Origin of the sequence: Pedobacter namyangjuensis (assembly GCF_003313325.1) — a bacterium.
Classification (GTDB): Bacteria; Bacteroidota; Bacteroidia; order Sphingobacteriales; family Sphingobacteriaceae; genus Pedobacter; species Pedobacter namyangjuensis.
This window is the reverse complement of the sequence record NZ_QMHQ01000002.1, coordinates 763849-777920: the sequence shown is the minus strand read 5'-3', so window position 1 is coordinate 777920 and position 14072 is coordinate 763849. Positions and strand designations below refer to the sequence as shown.

Here is a 14072-nt window from a genome sequence, read left to right as displayed (position 1 = left end):
TTGGACTAGAGAGCTTAGTTGCCTCTTTTGATATAGGCCGAAGAAGCAATGGCCGCATCGTTAGGGAATCCTGCCAGATAAGAGGCAAGGTTGGGCGTTGATGGATTGTCGATGTCCACTCTTACGATGCAAGGTAGCACCTCGTCGTTGTCGCATCCCTGTGGCGGATCGGTAACAGGCTCGTAGGCGCTGGTCTGGTCGGCGTCGCCCAACATCTGACCGGTTTTGAAATGCCAGTACTGGTAGTTGACTTTTTCGGTACTGGTGAACGCACTGAATGCGAAAGCGATGATGGCTACCATTAGCCCCAAAGCTGTTTTTTTAAATTTTTCCATTGTTTTTGGATTTAAATAGTGATGAATTTTTTGGTTGCTTTTTGAGCCAGGCTGCAACTATGGCCAGGGCGATAAAGCCTATGTTGAACCAGATGTGCTGGTTCCAGCTCAGATTTTCGATTGCGCCGCCGCAGCTGCAGGGCAGCTTTTCCGCCCACAAAAGCATCGATGCGATGTAAAGGGTGAAGATGGCCATGACTGCAGCGAAGAGCAGCAGTCCAAGCCTTTGCGTTCCTGGGACAATCAACAGCAAGGCAATGCACAACTCGGTTATGGGTACCAGCCAGCTGATCGTCTCGGCATAGCGCTCGATATAAGGAATGGCATGCATGGAATCCTGGAAACTTTCCCGTTCCAGGAGTTTGGCCTGCGCTGTATAGACGAACAGGAAAATACATGCGAGGGTGGTGCCGGTGACCAGGGTCGTTCTGGCGATGGATGTTGCTTTTGCTTTTGTTGCTGCTGTCTGGCTGTACATGGCTGCTTTGTTTTGGTGGGCGGATCGGTGTTCTGGACGGCTGTCCGTGCTGGCCTTTGGCCGGCATTGCTGATGGTCTGCTTTTTTTTCTGCCTCCTTTCTTTTTGGTTGGTACCAAGTTAGGTCGGCTTTTGCCGCTTGAAGGATGCTGTTTGGCATAAAAAAAGATGTCCATGGACATCTTTTTTGCTTGTTGTTTTGCTTTTCGGGTGCTTTTGGAATGATGCTTAGGAGTCGTTCCAGATGTGCAGCAGGTAGCTGTAGCTCAGGTTGAGGTAGTTGGCGATGTCCTTTTTCTTGAGGTAGGCGATAATGGGGCGGTTGGGTTCGCGGAAGGCGGGAAGTCGATGCCTTGGGGGAAGTTCCAGAAAGATAGCTCGCTGGGCGATGGTCTGATCGTAGCTGGAGCAGAGCGCATCGTAGCTGTTTTTCAGTTCTGGGTAGCTTTGGTGGAGCTGGTTCAGCGCATCCCTGTTCCACTGGTTGATGGTGGAGGGCTGGATGGCCTTGAAATATTGGCGCTGGTTGTGCCGGCGGGTGGTAAAGCATTGGCCTTGGGCCAGGAAGTTGATGATTGCTGGACGCGACCTTTGCTCGGGATCGTATTCCTTGAGGACACCCTCGGCAAGGAAGGAAAAACTGCCTTCGGTCCTGGGCAGGCTGTCGCCCGAGCCCAGGCTGATGGTCTGCATGTTCTGCTGGATGTCCAGCCAGGCCTCCGGCCGAAGGGCGCCGTGGGACTGCAGGGTGGTTTTCAGGTTCTGGTTCATTCTTGGATAATTGGTTGGATGGGATTTTTTACTTTTAACTTTTTACTTTCCACTTTAAATTTTTCCCTTTTCAATTATTGCCTTTTGCTCGCGAATCAGCCTGCCCAGGTGCTTTCGGCTGAGGGCAAGGTAGCTGGCTAGGACCTGTCTGGGGATTTTGCCCAGGTAGTCTCCAAGGTTTTCGCTCATCACCTGCTGGCGTCTGCCGGCGGGCTGCAGGTGGAGCATTTCGATGAGCCGGAGCTGGTTTTGCAGGGTGGCCTGCTGGATGGCAAAGAGGAGCTGGCTGGCGTCGGGATCCAGTAGGCAGTGGCCCTGGAGCTTGAGCTGGCTGGTGGCCAGCAGGATGCTGGGGCCTAGGGCGGTGACGTAGTCCAGCTGGGATGGGGCAAGGAGCCTTGCGGGGCTGCCGATATAGCTACCGGGAAGGTAGATGTTCAGGGTCTGGTTGCTTTGGGCCTTGTCGTGAGTGGGGTCCTGGTGGATGTTGTCGTTTTCGGCCTGGCTTTCAGCTGATTTTCGGTAATGGTGCAGGAGGCCACGGGTCAATAGGTAAATGGAACGGCCGTTCTGCCCGGGGCCGCAGAGCACCTGGTTTCTGTCCAGCTCGATGGGCTGAAAGAGCCGGGCGAATCCCTGGATGCTTTCCTGGGCTATACCGGTAAGGTGCGCGAGGCTGCTGGGGATGTCGTGCCGTTCCATTTCTTGGACCTTTGCTTTGGGTCTGTTATTTTATGTGCAGCGGATTAGCTGCCGTTTGGTCCAAGGGTCTGTCCGTAGCTGACCAGGATGGTCATTTCCCCGGAGGCCAGGGTCTGGCCCAGGTTGTCGGTGGCAAAGGAGAAACGGCTTTTTGGGGTGAAGAGCTTGCCTTCGTCCTCTTTGGGAGGATCGCCGTTCTTTTGCAGGGTTACGGGCAGCTGGTGGGCGATGGCAAAGCTTCCCTGGTCGCCTAGGAAGGCGAGGGTGGCTACGGGCATCTGGTCTAGGAAGGCCTGTTGTTTAACGTCTAGGTCAAAGTGGGTCTGGATCCAGGTCTTTGGATCGGCCAAAAGATTCTGGCTTTGGGTCTGCAGTTCTGCAGGGGGAAGTGCGTAGAGTTCGGCGAGCAGCTGCTGCAGACCGGTCTCATCAAAGGGATGTTTTTCCATTTGTCTTTCTGTTTTAGGTTAGTGGTAGTAATGGTTAAGGAGGCTAATTTATAGGGGCATTTTTTGCCTGTCAAGGCCTGCCGTGCTTAGCTTTCCTGAGTGGCGCCTTGTTTTTTCCTGAGTGGCTCTTGGCGGGTCGCTTTCGGTATGATCCGCATTTGTCCTGAATTTTTCCGCGTTTTTTTAACTTGTTTCCGGTGGAAGAAGATAGCGCCTGGTAGGTAAGGATTATTTTACGCATAAAAGTTGTATGAGTGCTCTTTTTTTGGTAATTTGGGCTTATTTAGCTCATTGGGCGTTTGTTCAACCAAATATTTTCCGTTATGATGCTAGCACTCAGTTCGCATTTCCGTTCCAGGTACTTTTGGCGTAACCTGGCTGTGAGTGTCCTGGTTTCGATAATAGCAGGGCACTTGATCGTGGCCTACGATAAGCCATATTCCTGGCTGGAACTCTGGGGGATGTCCCGATATTATTATTCCCTTGCGCTGAGTTCCACGGCAGCCCTGATCCAGATCGAGTTTATGCACATGGTCAGCAGGAGGCTCTACAGGCGTTTCAAGGATACCGGCCTTGGCGCCAAGTGGTTTGCCTTGCAGCTGTTGCTGGGCTTTGGGGCGACGGTGCTGCTGGAGCTTGCCATTGCGACCTTTCTTTTCCACCTCCACGACAGGTGGATACTGGATACCTATTTTTTCCGGAAGCTTTTTCTGCTGGTGTTGATGTTCATTGGGATGGTCAACCTGTTTTTTGTGGTGTTCTATTACCGCAAGGAACCGGTGGTAAAGGTAAAGGTGCGCTCAAGGCTGGTCAGCTCGCATCCTTCCGGGCTGAGTGTTGTCGAAGTGCCCGGAGGGGAAACGGCGCTTTATAGGGTTAACGGCCACGACTGCTTTGCGGTTTCCTTTAAAGGGGAGGAGCTGGTGGTGAAGGGCACGCTGGATTACTGGGAGGGGCAGCTGGATAGGGCGGTCTACTTTCGGGGACAAAGGGAGTGGATGGTGCACCGCTCGGCGATTATCAGTGTAAAAAGGCTCGGAAACAAAATGCTGGAACTGGATACCGCTGTAAAGTTTGGCTTCAAGCTGCTGGTTTCCAGAAGGCGCACACCACATTTTCTATCCTGGTGGAATGGAGAAATTACAGAGCAGAGCGAATAATGGACCGGCCTTCTCAGTTGATTACAGGTAATTTGGCATTGGTTTTAAGAATCTTGCTCCTGGTCCGGCTGAGGGTTTCTCGGTTGATGCCAAGGTAGGAGGCAATGTGGGCAGTGGTGGTGAGCTGCTCGATATTGGGGTGCTGGCAAAGCAGCTGCTGGTAGCGTTGCTGTGGACTTTTGTAGCGCAGTATACGCGAGCGGCTTTCGGCCTGTGCAAAATGCCTTTCCACCAGGACCCTTCCAATCAGGTTGCCCTGGGGAAAATCTGCATAGTAGGACTGGAGCTGATGGTAGCTGATCGAGAGCAGTTCCGCCTCGGCGAGCACCTGGACGTACTCGTCGGCAGGCTGCTGGAGCAGAAAGCTGGCCGTTGAGGTGAGCAGCTGGTTTTCCCCGGCAAAACCGGTGGTATGCTCCCTGCCTTCCCCGTCAAGGAAATAGCTCCTTATAAATCCTTTTTTGATGTAGTAGACGCGCCTTGCGGTCTGGCCGGGACGGAGCATGAGCGTCTTTGCGGGCAGGCGCTCGGCTTTGAGCTGGCTTGCGATGCGCTGCTGGAAGGGTTCGGGGAGCGGGGCGATCTGGCCCATGAGCTGCAGTACGCCCTCGATGTAGGTTGAGCTTTCCATGTTCTGCGGTTTGGATGGTCGGTTGTTAGCTTGCCGGTCGGCGTGTTCCGGACCTTGGACGGCAGCCGGCAGGGGATAAAACCCGCCCGTCGGAAAAATGTTTTTTTGTCCCATCGTTTTGGGACATTTGGGCAATTTGTCCCCTTGGAACAGGTAATGTTTCGGGTCGTCCAGGCTTTGGAAGCATGGTTGGCAGGTTAGAATATTTTTATTTTGCAAGCTTGAAACCTTTTTTCCCGATGGGCGTTTGAGTACGTACACCAACATGACCATACCATGCGAACAATGCAGCGCGCCGAACTTTACGATTACCAGCAGCAGGACCTTGAGCTGCTTTTTGAAAAACTTGCGGGCCATCCCGGCGGAAAGGCCAGGCTGCTCTACCAGCTGGCAACCGGAGGGGGCAAAACGGTGGTATTCTCCGAAATCGCCCGAAGGTTCATCGAACTTACCGGCAAAAAGGTGATTGTGCTTACCCACCGGATCGAGCTTTGCCGTCAGACCACAACTGCCCTTAAGGGCAGGGGCGTTCGCAACAAGGTAATCGACAGTACGGTAAAAAAGCTGTCAAGGGACAGCTACAACTGCTACGTAGCGATGGTGGAAACCCTGAAGCGGCGCATCCGCGACGGCTTGGTTTCAACTGCCGATGTGGGCCTTGTGATCGTGGACGAGGCGCACCACAATTCCTTTCATAAGCTGCTGGGCAGGTTCGAGAACGCAGCGGTGGTAGGGGTGACGGCGACCCCGTTTTCTTCGGACGCCGAGCTGCCGATGAACCGTTTCTACCAGGAGCTGATCCTGGGCCAGGACATTTCATCGCTCATCGAGCGGGGCTTTCTGGCAAGGCCAAAGATCCACAGCTACGATGTGGAGCTCAATTCGCTGGCAACCGGGATCAAAGGGGACTTTACCGTAAACACGTCCGATGCGCTGTACGGTTCGCAGGTGATGCTGGATTTGCTGTTGCACGCCTACCGCTCGCATTCGCTGGGCAAAAAGACGCTGATTTTCAACAACGGTATTTTTTCCTCGAAAATGGTGCAGGATGCCTTTACAAAAGCAGGCCACGCGATTCGCCATTTGGATAACACCACCTCGGCAGAGGAAAGAAAGCAGATCCTGGACTGGTTCAAGCGGACAAAGGGAGCCATCCTTACCTCGGTATCGATCCTGACCACAGGATTTGACGAGCCTTCGATCCAGTCGGTGATCCTCTACCGGGCGACCACTTCGCTTACCCTTTTCCATCAGATGGTGGGGCGCGGGGCAAGGCGTCTGCCTGGCAAGAAGACCTTTTCGATCATAGACCTGGGAAACAACAACGAAAGGTTCGGCAACTGGAACAGCGAGCTGGACTGGAAGCATATCTTCGAGCATCCGGAAATCTACCACCAGAGCATGCAGCAGGCCGAGCGGGACACCCATGTGATACCACTGGAAATGCGAAGCGCTTTCGCCAACAGCCTGGAAGTGGCATTCGATGTGCAGGCTGCCTACCAGCAGTGCGTGGATAGCGCCCTGAAGGCAAAGCTGGTCATACGCGATTCCATCCGCCAGCATGCGCTGATGTGCGTGGATAACGCTGAGGACGAAGTCCAGGCGATGGAACTGATCGCTTTGCTGGACAGGGAGATCGACTACCGGATCAAGCAGTACGGCAAATGCCTTGGCAAGGTGACAAGGGACTACCTGAAGTGGCTGGGAGAGGACTACCGGAGCAGGCTGAAAAAACTGGTCCACAGGATTTTGGCAAAAAGGAAACTGATGGCCGTTGCCAGTTAAAAGGCCGGTTAGTCAATTTTTCGAAATACAGCCTTTGATGGGCTTGCCTAAAATCCTTCGGTGTGATAAATGCTGGTTGAATTGGAATTTTCGTTCCGGGCTGTCAGAGTTTTTGCGCTTCAACGATTTGCACCCACTGGTTCTCGGGATATTGGCTCAGGTCCACATCTGGAATGATACCGGTTTTGTCTATCGGACGATTGTCGGTCCAAAATGATTTTGTGGTGGGTACCATAAAGGAATAGCCTTTGCAGCTGAGCGGCTCGGGTCCCAGCAGCTCGCTGTAGTCCAGCGTTCCTGCGGTGGGCCTTCCGTAAATCTTTACCTTTGAACTCAACCTGGAGATGACCAGCAGGTATTCGGTGCTGCTCGCGCAGTTGTCGTTAACGATTATGGAGACCTGCTGTGGATAGGTAAGCGATTCTTTCAGAAAGTATCTTGTAGAATCCCTTTGTACGAACTTTCCCGGGCCAGCGACAAGTCCAGGCAGCATTTTCTGGTGCAGCGGATTTTTCGAGCGCGTATACCTTGCAATCATCTTCGGCGTGGAATACACGTAGTCCCCCGCAAGAGCAATAGGCTTTTGGTAGACTAGCCTTATAAGCGATAGAAAGGAACTGTTTCCGCCAAAGTTGTTGCGCAGATCCAGGATCAGGTGACGGGTTCTGCCAGCTGAGATTGCCGGAATAATATCGTTTACCACAATCGAATCAAACTTTAACGGATCCATGCTGAATTCAGGTATTGCCATGTAATAGGTTCCCGGACCGAGCTTGTGATGGCTGAAATTTTTGTTCCAGGCATCCGTGTAGTTTGCTGGCTTTTGAAATGGTTTCCCTTTGACCTTCCTGGTCCAAGTACCGCCTGGCTCGATAAGGGTATTGCCCATCACGCGTCCGCGCATTAAATCGGTAGTCAAAAAACTGTCGTAGCGCCTGATCCTGAACTGGTCCCTGTCTCCCAGAAGATCAAAATAGCTGCTTGATATTCTGGTTTGCTCATTGGCGGAATCCATTACAAATGCGCGATAGGTATTTTTTTGTATCCGGCGTATTGCTACGCTAAAACCGTCGCTATCCCTTCTCCAGGTTCCCTCGATACCGCTTTGACCATTGCTGGCCTTATGTGCCGTTTCACCGTTCATCAGATGAGGTTTAGGTTTTGTGGTACGGTCGCTAAGAAGAAGGTGGTTGTCGCCGAAGTAACTTAGGTATTTTTCCAGCAGGTAAAAACAGTTTTCCCTGTCGCTTATATTGGCTGCCTTGGATACAAGCAATTGTTTATGGATTAGGTATGCTTTAGGATTGGAGCTGGTTTTGGACGGGAAGCCCGGATAGCTGGTTTCTATATCGTGGACAATTTCCGAGAGGACCGAAGTGCAACGGCAGCTGCTGTCTTGCTGGGCAGGCAGTTTGGTGAACCAGAAAATTATCAGGGCAGCAATAAGAAAGGTTTTCATTCGGAAATTTATTAAAGGACACCGGAATTGCTGTAGACGTTGCATGGGAACTTCCTTAAAATTTTAAAAATTGCCCGATTTATTAGTGTGCTTTAGATGTATGCTTTTCCTGGGTGCTTTTTATAGATCGTTGATCAACTGTTTGAGTCTGTTGGTCTCTTCAGTGATTTTATCAAATTTGATTATTCGATAAATCTTCGAAACCAGCGCGAGAATGACATAAATGCTTTCAAAAACAATAATAACCTAAATCTCCGGCTGGGCGGTTCTCCAATATTATTTGCAGGCATGACAGCAGAAAAATCCATGTTTAAGTATTTGAACCTATCTTGATCATGATAATGCAAACATCAGCTGGGCGTTCCGGGTGGTAATCACATGTGCCTTGCCACTGTTTTGCTGTTATCGAATTTTCGTATTCCAATAACAGCAGGGGGCAGGCAACTAATATTAGAGGTTGGATTCGATCAGCAGCTTCAGGTCCAAAAGGCGGTCGAGCAGAGGCTGGTTGATCTTGTTGGAAGGATCGAGCTTAAGGGGGTAAAAATGGCTTTCCAAAAAATGCTGTATACTGTTGATCTTCGTGGCCGGATTTAACATTACCGGTTCTGAAGGCATAGGGTTGGCTTTAAACCAGTTTTCAAGTTCGCTGATGGTCATGTGGCGAAGGTAGCAAATCCATCGGTCGGGCAGGAAGGTTTCTGTTTTCCGCCGGCCAAAAGGGCTGCCGTACAGCGCTTTCTTTTTTCCACAGGCTTTCAGTAAAAATGCCCCGCCGGCCACAAAGGCTGCCGGGACCATAACTTTTAGAAGGGCTTCATGGTAAAAGTGGAGCTTTCGTTGTAGGTATTGCCTTCAACCTTGCTTGAAAGGATAAGCTCGTCGCTGGATAAACGGTAGTTGTATTCCCCGGAAACATGCGGCAGCTCGAAAAGTATCCTGTCCCTGTCAAGGCGATAGCTGCCGTTGCCTTCATAGGTCAAAAAGGCGCCCTGGGAGGTGAACTCGAAAAACATCTGCCTATCCTCCACTACCTCAGAACGGGGCTTGAAGTCGGGATGCGGATTGCCCAATTTGTCGGTGTACTGCCTTTCGATTTTATAAAGGTACCATCTTTGGTGCAGCGGGTCGCTTTGCGGGCCGTCTTTTTTCTTGCATCCGGTGAGGGCCGCAAGCAGAAGAAATAGGACAAGGATTCTGTTCATATAAATACGTTTTGCAGAAAAACAGCGCAGCTTGGAATTTGTTCTTGAGGGCTAAAAATAATTTCTGACCATAGGAGCCTTGCTTTCCGGCTTGTAACGATGACCTATTGCCGGCCGGAAGTTCCGACCCGCAGGCATTTATGCGGGTTATATGCCTAATAGGCCGAAAGGAGTTCCGCGCATCTTTCCTTTCCCCAGCCGGGCTGAAGCTTGTCAGAGTTGGCCGATGATGCAAATTTTTCCTTGGCCATCAAAAGGCTTTTCTTGGCTTCCTCCCTGCTCCCTCCGAACATTTCGGGAATGTAAAAACTGGTCTGGCCTTTAAGCAGGTAGGCCCTAGGGTTTTCCGGGTCCAGGGCGATTGCCTTTTCCAGCAGCGCGTTCGACTGCGGGATCATCTCCATTGCCCTCTTTGTTGGATAAACGGCCATCTGCATAAAGACAACGTAGGCCTTGCGGGCCTTTAGATTTGTTAGGTGATTCGTTATAAGTATTTATCAAGTGACGTTTTATATAAAAGTTAACAGAGTCGGAGGCGATCTAACTTGCGGGCAAGATGTAATGATCTACTTTATGATTTAGGCCTCCGACTTATTTTTAAACAAGCTTCAAATAGAAATTAGGGCACAAGGCTCATTAGTAAGGTATTGACCGTTTTTAAAAGCGTTGAATGAAACGACTAACCCTTAATTTATGAACTGGAAGTATTTTATTGGCATTGACATCTCAAAAGCTATATTGGATGTATGTGTCCTCAATGGAAAAGAAAAGAACCGAAGCTTTGAAATCGAGAATAAGCCGACGGGATTGGCTGCTTTCTGGAAGGTTTTGGCTAAACAGATTCCCGACCTTTCAAAGAAAATGCGGTTTTCTGTATGGAACATACAGGAATCTATAACGAACATGTTTTAGGTTTCCTGCATAAAAAGAATGTAGCTATATGTCTGGAACATCCAGCACACCTTAAGCTTTGTGTAGGCCTTACTAGGGGGAAGAACGATAAGGTAGATGGGGAAAGGATAGCAACCTATGCCTACAAGGAAAGGGAATCCATACGTTTGTGGGAGCCACCAAGAGCAATTATCAAAAAGCTATAACAGCTTAGTACGTTACGAAACAGGCTTGGACGGATAAAAAAAGCACTAACTGTTCCCGTAAAGGAAATCAAGTCCTTTGACAGGGCTGGCGGAAAGGTCATTGAAGAAATCTGCAAGGGAACACTAAGGCACATTGCTAAGGATCTGGAGGCAGTAGAAAAACTTATTCTTGATACCATCAAGTCAGATTCTAATTTAAAAAGGCTTTTTCAAGTATCTACATCTGTAAGTGGAATCGGAACTGTTACGGCAATTGAGGTCATCATTTCCACCAATGAGTTCAAAAACATTCGTGACGCTAAAAAATTTGCGTGCTACGCTGGTATCGTACCTTTTGAACACTATTCGGGGACTAGTACTTCGTGGAAGACCGCGAGTCTCCCACAAAGCTAATAAAAGGGTAAAGGCGCTATTGCACATGGCTGCTATGGCTTCATTGATAAGTGGCGATATGAAGCGGTATTTTGAACGAAAGACACGCAGTGCAAAAATAAAATGAGTGTGGTCAATGCCGTAAGAAACAAACTGATCCAGCGCCTATTCAGCTGTATAAAGGAGGATAGGCTCTATCGGCCAAGAGACGAAAGAAGCATTGTTCCGCTAATTGTAGGAGAGCCAAACCAGCCATTTTCAATAGTTGTTTAACTATAATACTTTTTTCTGAACCAGAAAGCGAGGTTTACCAATGCAATAAGTGCAGGTACCTCGACCAAAGGCCCGATTACACCCACGAATGCCTGACCGGAATTGATGCCAAAAACTCCGATAGCTACCGCTATGGCTAGTTCGAAGTTATTGCCAGCGGCAGTAAAGGCAATGGATGTGCTCTGCGAATAATCGGCACCCATCTTTTTCCCTGCAAAAAAGCTGACGATAAACATAATTGCGAAATAGATGACCAATGGGATGGCAATGCGGACTACATCCATCGGTATCTGCACAATAAGTTCGCCTTTAAGACTGAACATCACCACAATGGTAAACAATAGGGCAATCAGGGTTATTGGTGAAATAAATGGCACATATTTTTGCTGGAACCATTGCTCGCCCTTAAGTTTGATTAGCGCATAACGGCTGATTATCCCTGCGGCAAATGGAACCCCCAGGTAAAGACCTACACTTTTTGCAATTTCGGCAATGGTAATGTTTACCGACAGTCCATTTATACCAAATAGTGTCGGAAGTACCGTAATAAAAAGATAGGCGTAAACGCTATAGAGCAATACCTGAAAAATACTGTTCAGCGCAATCAGACCAGCTGCATATTCCCTGTTACCCTCTGCCAGTTCATTCCATACTACCACCATTGCGATACAACGGGCAAGACCGATCAGTATCAGTCCGACCATATACTCTGGATAGCCCTGTAAAAATACTATGGCCAGTATGAACATGAGTACGGGACCGAAGATCCAGTTCAAGGCCAGCGAAGTGCCAAGTACCTTAGTGTTGCGGAATACTTCGCCCATTTTTTCATACCTGACCTTGGCCAGCGGTGGGTACATCATCAATATCAGTCCAATGGCCAATGGAATATTGGTTGTACCGCTAGAAAAAGAATTGATAAGACCTGATGAGGACGGAATAAAAAAGCCAATTGATACACCAACGGCCATCGCCAGAAATATCCACAAAGTTAGATAACGGTCTAAAAACCCTAATTTTTTACGTTCTACCGTAGGGGCACAGGTATTAGCTGACATATTATTTGATTTGTGAGAAGACGTAAAACATTTCGGTTGCAATCTGCAAACTTCTTTCTTGGTACTTTTCTGCCTGCTGAGGTGTATAGTCAAATGCCTTTGGGTCTTCAAAGGTTATCGGGATACGTTTTTCAGCCCCTGCAATAAATGGACAGCCACCGTCAGCCTGAGAACAGGTCATAATTGCTGCAAATGATTCTGAAGGATTAAATTCATTATCATAGGTCTTCGAGAAGCCTATAACAGGATGCTCATTGTCGCTATATTTTATGGCATATACTGGGTTACTTCCTTCTGAAATAACCTGTACCTTAAACCCCGTTTGCGTTAATGTTTCCGCAACTACAGGAAACAAGGCAGTAGCTTCGGTACCACCTGAATAGCAAAAGACATTTTTAATGCCATAATAGGCTGCTGCTGTCTGTGCCCAAACCTGTGACAGGTGGCTTCTACGTGAATTATGTGTACAGATCAAATGAAGGCGTACCTCACTGTGATTACTGTGCTTGGCCTGAATATAGTCGACTAGTGGCTTTAATATCGCTTTACGATCTGCGATGATGCTGTCAAATTTGAAAGTACCGGCCAGAATTTCAAGTTCCTGAAAAAGTTTTGTGTTCATTTATTTATTGGGATTAGAAATTAGCAGCACCCTCCACCTGGGGTACAGGATGAAGCTGAAGTCAGATTTACCATTTCAATTTTTTGTTTTTCGGCCGGAACACCACATTTGTCCATTGCAAGGCAAGCGGTTTTCTTGGCCATTAAAAGAAAGTTTTCCCCATCAAATCCTAGGTCATACTTGCCAATGGTTTCTGCTTGATATTCCACTTCAATCTCCAGATCTTCCATTCCCAAGACCTTTTTCGAAAGTGAAATGATGTGTAGCAATTTTTCAGCTTTTAAGCGGTGTTCATAATCATCGGCATCCCATAATTGGAAATTGGCAACTTTTTCATGGCGTACGGTTCCACCGCAGTCGATAAAGTCCTTTTTGATAATTCCGACCTCCGTTACATGGAAATGTTCTGGCACCGAATTACCATTTTCCAATTTAAAATTCATTCCTTCAGCCGTAGCAAGGATTTCTTTTATTTCTGATAGTTTCATGATTTAGGTATTAATAGTATTATTGCAATTTAACGATTGATATAGATAAAAAAAATGGTTAACAGCAGGTAGTTTCGCCTTTATAAGAAGCCAAAAACCCACCAAGTTGTTCTTCCAACAGTTTCCAGGTCTTAGGGTTGATGCAATAGCAAACGCTTACACCTTCTATTGTTCCCTGTATGATACCAGCTAATTTCAATTCCTTCAAATGCTGGGAAATGGTTGCCTGTGCCAATCCAAGCTCACCTACCAAATCCCCACAAATGCAGGTGTTGGATATGATTATCCTTTGCAGTATAGCAATACGGGCAGGGTGTGCAATTGCTTTCAGCAACGTGGAAAGCTGGTTCTGCTCGTCTGTGAATATTTCTGATCTTGTAAGTCCCATGATTATATATTGCAATTTTACGATGTAATTATTAGAACGCAAAATAAATTTGATTTTTATTTGGTTCAACCATAGAAATCATAAACCTCGCTGCTTTTTGGGTGAAGCGAATCTGGCCAGGCCAAAATTACGCTTGCCCAGCAGGGGGAGTCCAGATTGAAGATCCAGCTGTCCATTGACAAGGGAGGGAAAAAGATAGTAACCGAGCTGACAAGCGTAAGTACCTCAGTAGCCCGCTACGGCGAGGAGGCGACAAAAGCGATTCCCCTGAATCCAAAGGATACCCTGTCTGCCCGGGCAAACCTTTCATCCCCGGTGTACAATTCCGGCCAGCTGTACTTTTCGATAGATTCCCAGAAGTTCGGCGATGAGCTCCTGCAGGTGTTCGCCAAGAGAACGGGCACCTTCGACGGGGTGATTACCATTGTGGACGCCTACAACAAGCTGCCCACAAGGACCATCGCCTTCCGCCAGGCGAGCCTGACATCCTACAGCGACCAGGTCTCTGCGGGCATTTACGGGGATTCCTACGGGGCAGCCTCGGTGTCGATAAGCTGCAAGACACTTTCGATAAACAATATCCTGATCGAGCAATAGTACCCTGCCATTCCAGGGCCCGACCTGCAACCGTCCTGTTCCTGCGAAAGGTTTCGAGCTGTACATGGAGATCAAGCTCCCAAGTACAGTACCTAGCGGGGAATTTAGTTTAGGTTCCTAGTTGGTATTTGGACTGCGGAGGTACACTGCACTGGAAACCGACCAGGGTAGCCTGGTTAGGTGTAGTTTGCTATGGCTAATTA

The 14072-nt window shown here is 48.7% G+C and carries 18 protein-coding genes and 1 pseudogene; 5 read left to right on the top strand and 14 right to left on the bottom strand.

The genetic code is table 11. The annotated features are described in order from the left end of the window. Positions 1 to 14 precede the first annotated feature (14 nt). The 5 genes from DUT69_RS10515 to DUT69_RS10500 all read right to left on the bottom strand — a co-directional run bounded on the left by DUT69_RS10515 (position 15) and on the right by DUT69_RS10500 (position 2734). The gene (locus DUT69_RS10515) at positions 15 to 335 is read right to left on the bottom strand and encodes a hypothetical protein (RefSeq protein ID WP_113653176.1); all 321 of its coding nucleotides are present in this window, start codon (positions 333 to 335) and stop codon (positions 15 to 17) included. Beyond that, a complete protein-coding gene (locus DUT69_RS19245) occupies positions 322 to 972 on the bottom strand; it encodes a MauE/DoxX family redox-associated membrane protein (RefSeq protein ID WP_162796264.1) in 651 nt (216 codons plus the stop codon). The genes DUT69_RS10515 and DUT69_RS19245 overlap by 14 nt, the downstream gene beginning before the upstream one ends. Positions 973 to 1040: 68 nt before the next feature. Then, on the bottom strand, positions 1041 to 1583 hold the full coding sequence (locus tag DUT69_RS19240; RefSeq protein ID WP_162796263.1) for a Crp/Fnr family transcriptional regulator: 543 nt from the start codon (positions 1581 to 1583) through the stop codon (positions 1041 to 1043). A 54-nt stretch (positions 1584 to 1637) separates the two neighbouring features. Further along, positions 1638 to 2285 carry a Crp/Fnr family transcriptional regulator gene (locus tag DUT69_RS19235; RefSeq protein ID WP_162796262.1) on the bottom strand — a complete coding sequence of 216 codons (648 nt, stop codon included), beginning with the start codon at positions 2283 to 2285 and terminating at the stop codon, positions 1638 to 1640. Positions 2286 to 2329: 44 nt separating this feature from the next. Next, complete coding sequence (locus tag DUT69_RS10500; RefSeq protein ID WP_113653173.1) at positions 2330 to 2734, bottom strand: hypothetical protein; 405 nt, start codon at positions 2732 to 2734, stop codon at positions 2330 to 2332. Between the two features lie 323 nt (positions 2735 to 3057). Between DUT69_RS10500 and DUT69_RS10495 the strand changes: the two genes are divergently transcribed. After that, the gene (locus tag DUT69_RS10495; RefSeq protein WP_113653172.1) at positions 3058 to 3894 is read left to right on the top strand and encodes a LytTR family transcriptional regulator DNA-binding domain-containing protein; all 837 of its coding nucleotides are present in this window, start codon (positions 3058 to 3060) and stop codon (positions 3892 to 3894) included. A gap of 13 nt (positions 3895 to 3907) precedes the next feature. On the opposite strand, the gene DUT69_RS10490 is transcribed toward DUT69_RS10495, so the two are convergent. Beyond that, positions 3908 to 4639, bottom strand: coding sequence for a Crp/Fnr family transcriptional regulator (locus tag DUT69_RS10490; RefSeq protein ID WP_162796261.1), 732 nt, complete (start codon positions 4637 to 4639; stop codon positions 3908 to 3910). A gap of 171 nt (positions 4640 to 4810) precedes the next feature. On the opposite strand from DUT69_RS10490, the gene DUT69_RS10485 reads away from it, so the two are divergent. Then, the gene (locus DUT69_RS10485; RefSeq protein WP_240186698.1) at positions 4811 to 6310 is read left to right on the top strand and encodes a DEAD/DEAH box helicase; all 1500 of its coding nucleotides are present in this window, start codon (positions 4811 to 4813) and stop codon (positions 6308 to 6310) included. A 103-nt stretch (positions 6311 to 6413) separates the two neighbouring features. Here DUT69_RS10485 and DUT69_RS10480 read toward each other — a convergent pair whose 3' ends face one another. From DUT69_RS10480 to DUT69_RS10465, 4 genes are all read right to left on the bottom strand, one after another. After that, positions 6414 to 7769: a S41 family peptidase gene (locus tag DUT69_RS10480; RefSeq protein WP_162796260.1), complete on the bottom strand. Its 1356-nt coding sequence runs from the start codon at positions 7767 to 7769 to the stop codon at positions 6414 to 6416. Positions 7770 to 8219: 450 nt separating this feature from the next. Then, positions 8220 to 8570 (bottom strand): DUF6965 family protein, encoded by a 351-nt coding sequence (locus DUT69_RS19435; protein ID WP_240186697.1) that lies wholly within the window; start codon positions 8568 to 8570, stop codon positions 8220 to 8222. A 5-nt stretch (positions 8571 to 8575) separates the two neighbouring features. Beyond that, on the bottom strand, positions 8576 to 8974 hold the full coding sequence (locus DUT69_RS19230) for a lipoprotein (protein ID WP_162796259.1): 399 nt from the start codon (positions 8972 to 8974) through the stop codon (positions 8576 to 8578). 155 nt (positions 8975 to 9129) lie between these two features. Further along, on the bottom strand, positions 9130 to 9378 hold the full coding sequence (locus DUT69_RS10465; RefSeq protein ID WP_162796258.1) for a hypothetical protein: 249 nt from the start codon (positions 9376 to 9378) through the stop codon (positions 9130 to 9132). A 462-nt stretch (positions 9379 to 9840) separates the two neighbouring features. Here DUT69_RS10465 and DUT69_RS10455 point away from each other — a divergent pair. Then, positions 9841 to 10071: pseudogene (locus DUT69_RS10455) on the top strand (IS110 family transposase); the annotation flags it as partial. A 33-nt stretch (positions 10072 to 10104) separates the two neighbouring features. After that, positions 10105 to 10464 (top strand): transposase, encoded by a 360-nt coding sequence (locus tag DUT69_RS19560; RefSeq protein ID WP_113653463.1) that lies wholly within the window; start codon positions 10105 to 10107, stop codon positions 10462 to 10464. Between the two features lie 248 nt (positions 10465 to 10712). Here the strand turns inward: DUT69_RS19560 and arsB are convergent, their stop codons facing one another. The 4 genes from arsB to DUT69_RS10430 are packed head-to-tail and all read right to left on the bottom strand — an operon-like array spanning position 10713 to position 13272. Then, positions 10713 to 11774: an ACR3 family arsenite efflux transporter gene (gene arsB / locus DUT69_RS10445; RefSeq protein WP_113653164.1), complete on the bottom strand. Its 1062-nt coding sequence runs from the start codon at positions 11772 to 11774 to the stop codon at positions 10713 to 10715. Position 11775: 1 nt separating this feature from the next. Further along, the gene (locus DUT69_RS10440) at positions 11776 to 12396 is read right to left on the bottom strand and encodes an arsenate-mycothiol transferase ArsC (RefSeq protein ID WP_205314249.1); all 621 of its coding nucleotides are present in this window, start codon (positions 12394 to 12396) and stop codon (positions 11776 to 11778) included. A 20-nt stretch (positions 12397 to 12416) separates the two neighbouring features. Then, positions 12417 to 12884: a DUF6428 family protein gene (locus DUT69_RS10435; RefSeq protein ID WP_113653163.1), complete on the bottom strand. Its 468-nt coding sequence runs from the start codon at positions 12882 to 12884 to the stop codon at positions 12417 to 12419. A 58-nt stretch (positions 12885 to 12942) separates the two neighbouring features. Continuing rightward, complete coding sequence (locus DUT69_RS10430) at positions 12943 to 13272, bottom strand: ArsR/SmtB family transcription factor (protein WP_113653461.1); 330 nt, start codon at positions 13270 to 13272, stop codon at positions 12943 to 12945. A 156-nt stretch (positions 13273 to 13428) separates the two neighbouring features. Here DUT69_RS10430 and tssD point away from each other — a divergent pair, with 156 nt between their 5' ends. Then, a complete protein-coding gene (tssD, locus tag DUT69_RS10425; RefSeq protein ID WP_240186696.1) occupies positions 13429 to 13869 on the top strand; it encodes a type VI secretion system tube protein TssD in 441 nt (146 codons plus the stop codon). Positions 13870 to 14072: the final 203 nt, after the last annotated feature.

What these genes read in the sequence shown, in the direction of transcription:
- DUT69_RS10495 (WP_113653172.1), top strand. Translation starts at nt 3,058, where the DNA reads ATGATGCTAGCACTCAGTTCGCATTTCCGTTCCAGGTACTTTTGGCGT.
- DUT69_RS10430 (WP_113653461.1), bottom strand. Translation starts at nt 13,272, where the DNA reads ATGGGACTTACAAGATCAGAAATATTCACAGACGAGCAGAACCAGCTT.
- DUT69_RS10515 (WP_113653176.1), bottom strand. Translation starts at nt 335, where the DNA reads ATGGAAAAATTTAAAAAAACAGCTTTGGGGCTAATGGTAGCCATCATC.
- DUT69_RS10490 (WP_162796261.1), bottom strand. Translation starts at nt 4,639, where the DNA reads ATGGGACAAAAAAACATTTTTCCGACGGGCGGGTTTTATCCCCTGCCG.
- DUT69_RS10485 (WP_240186698.1), top strand. Translation starts at nt 4,811, where the DNA reads ATGCAGCGCGCCGAACTTTACGATTACCAGCAGCAGGACCTTGAGCTG.
- DUT69_RS10435 (WP_113653163.1), bottom strand. Translation starts at nt 12,884, where the DNA reads ATGAAACTATCAGAAATAAAAGAAATCCTTGCTACGGCTGAAGGAATG.
- DUT69_RS19230 (WP_162796259.1), bottom strand. Translation starts at nt 8,974, where the DNA reads ATGAACAGAATCCTTGTCCTATTTCTTCTGCTTGCGGCCCTCACCGGA.
- DUT69_RS19245 (WP_162796264.1), bottom strand. Translation starts at nt 972, where the DNA reads ATGCCAAACAGCATCCTTCAAGCGGCAAAAGCCGACCTAACTTGGTAC.
- DUT69_RS19435 (WP_240186697.1), bottom strand. Translation starts at nt 8,570, where the DNA reads ATGGTCCCGGCAGCCTTTGTGGCCGGCGGGGCATTTTTACTGAAAGCC.
- DUT69_RS10500 (WP_113653173.1), bottom strand. Translation starts at nt 2,734, where the DNA reads ATGGAAAAACATCCCTTTGATGAGACCGGTCTGCAGCAGCTGCTCGCC.
- arsB (WP_113653164.1), bottom strand. Translation starts at nt 11,774, where the DNA reads ATGTCAGCTAATACCTGTGCCCCTACGGTAGAACGTAAAAAATTAGGG.
- DUT69_RS19235 (WP_162796262.1), bottom strand. Translation starts at nt 2,285, where the DNA reads ATGGAACGGCACGACATCCCCAGCAGCCTCGCGCACCTTACCGGTATA.
- DUT69_RS10465 (WP_162796258.1), bottom strand. Translation starts at nt 9,378, where the DNA reads ATGGAGATGATCCCGCAGTCGAACGCGCTGCTGGAAAAGGCAATCGCC.
- DUT69_RS19240 (WP_162796263.1), bottom strand. Translation starts at nt 1,583, where the DNA reads ATGAACCAGAACCTGAAAACCACCCTGCAGTCCCACGGCGCCCTTCGG.
- DUT69_RS10480 (WP_162796260.1), bottom strand. Translation starts at nt 7,769, where the DNA reads ATGAAAACCTTTCTTATTGCTGCCCTGATAATTTTCTGGTTCACCAAA.
- DUT69_RS10440 (WP_205314249.1), bottom strand. Translation starts at nt 12,396, where the DNA reads ATGAACACAAAACTTTTTCAGGAACTTGAAATTCTGGCCGGTACTTTC.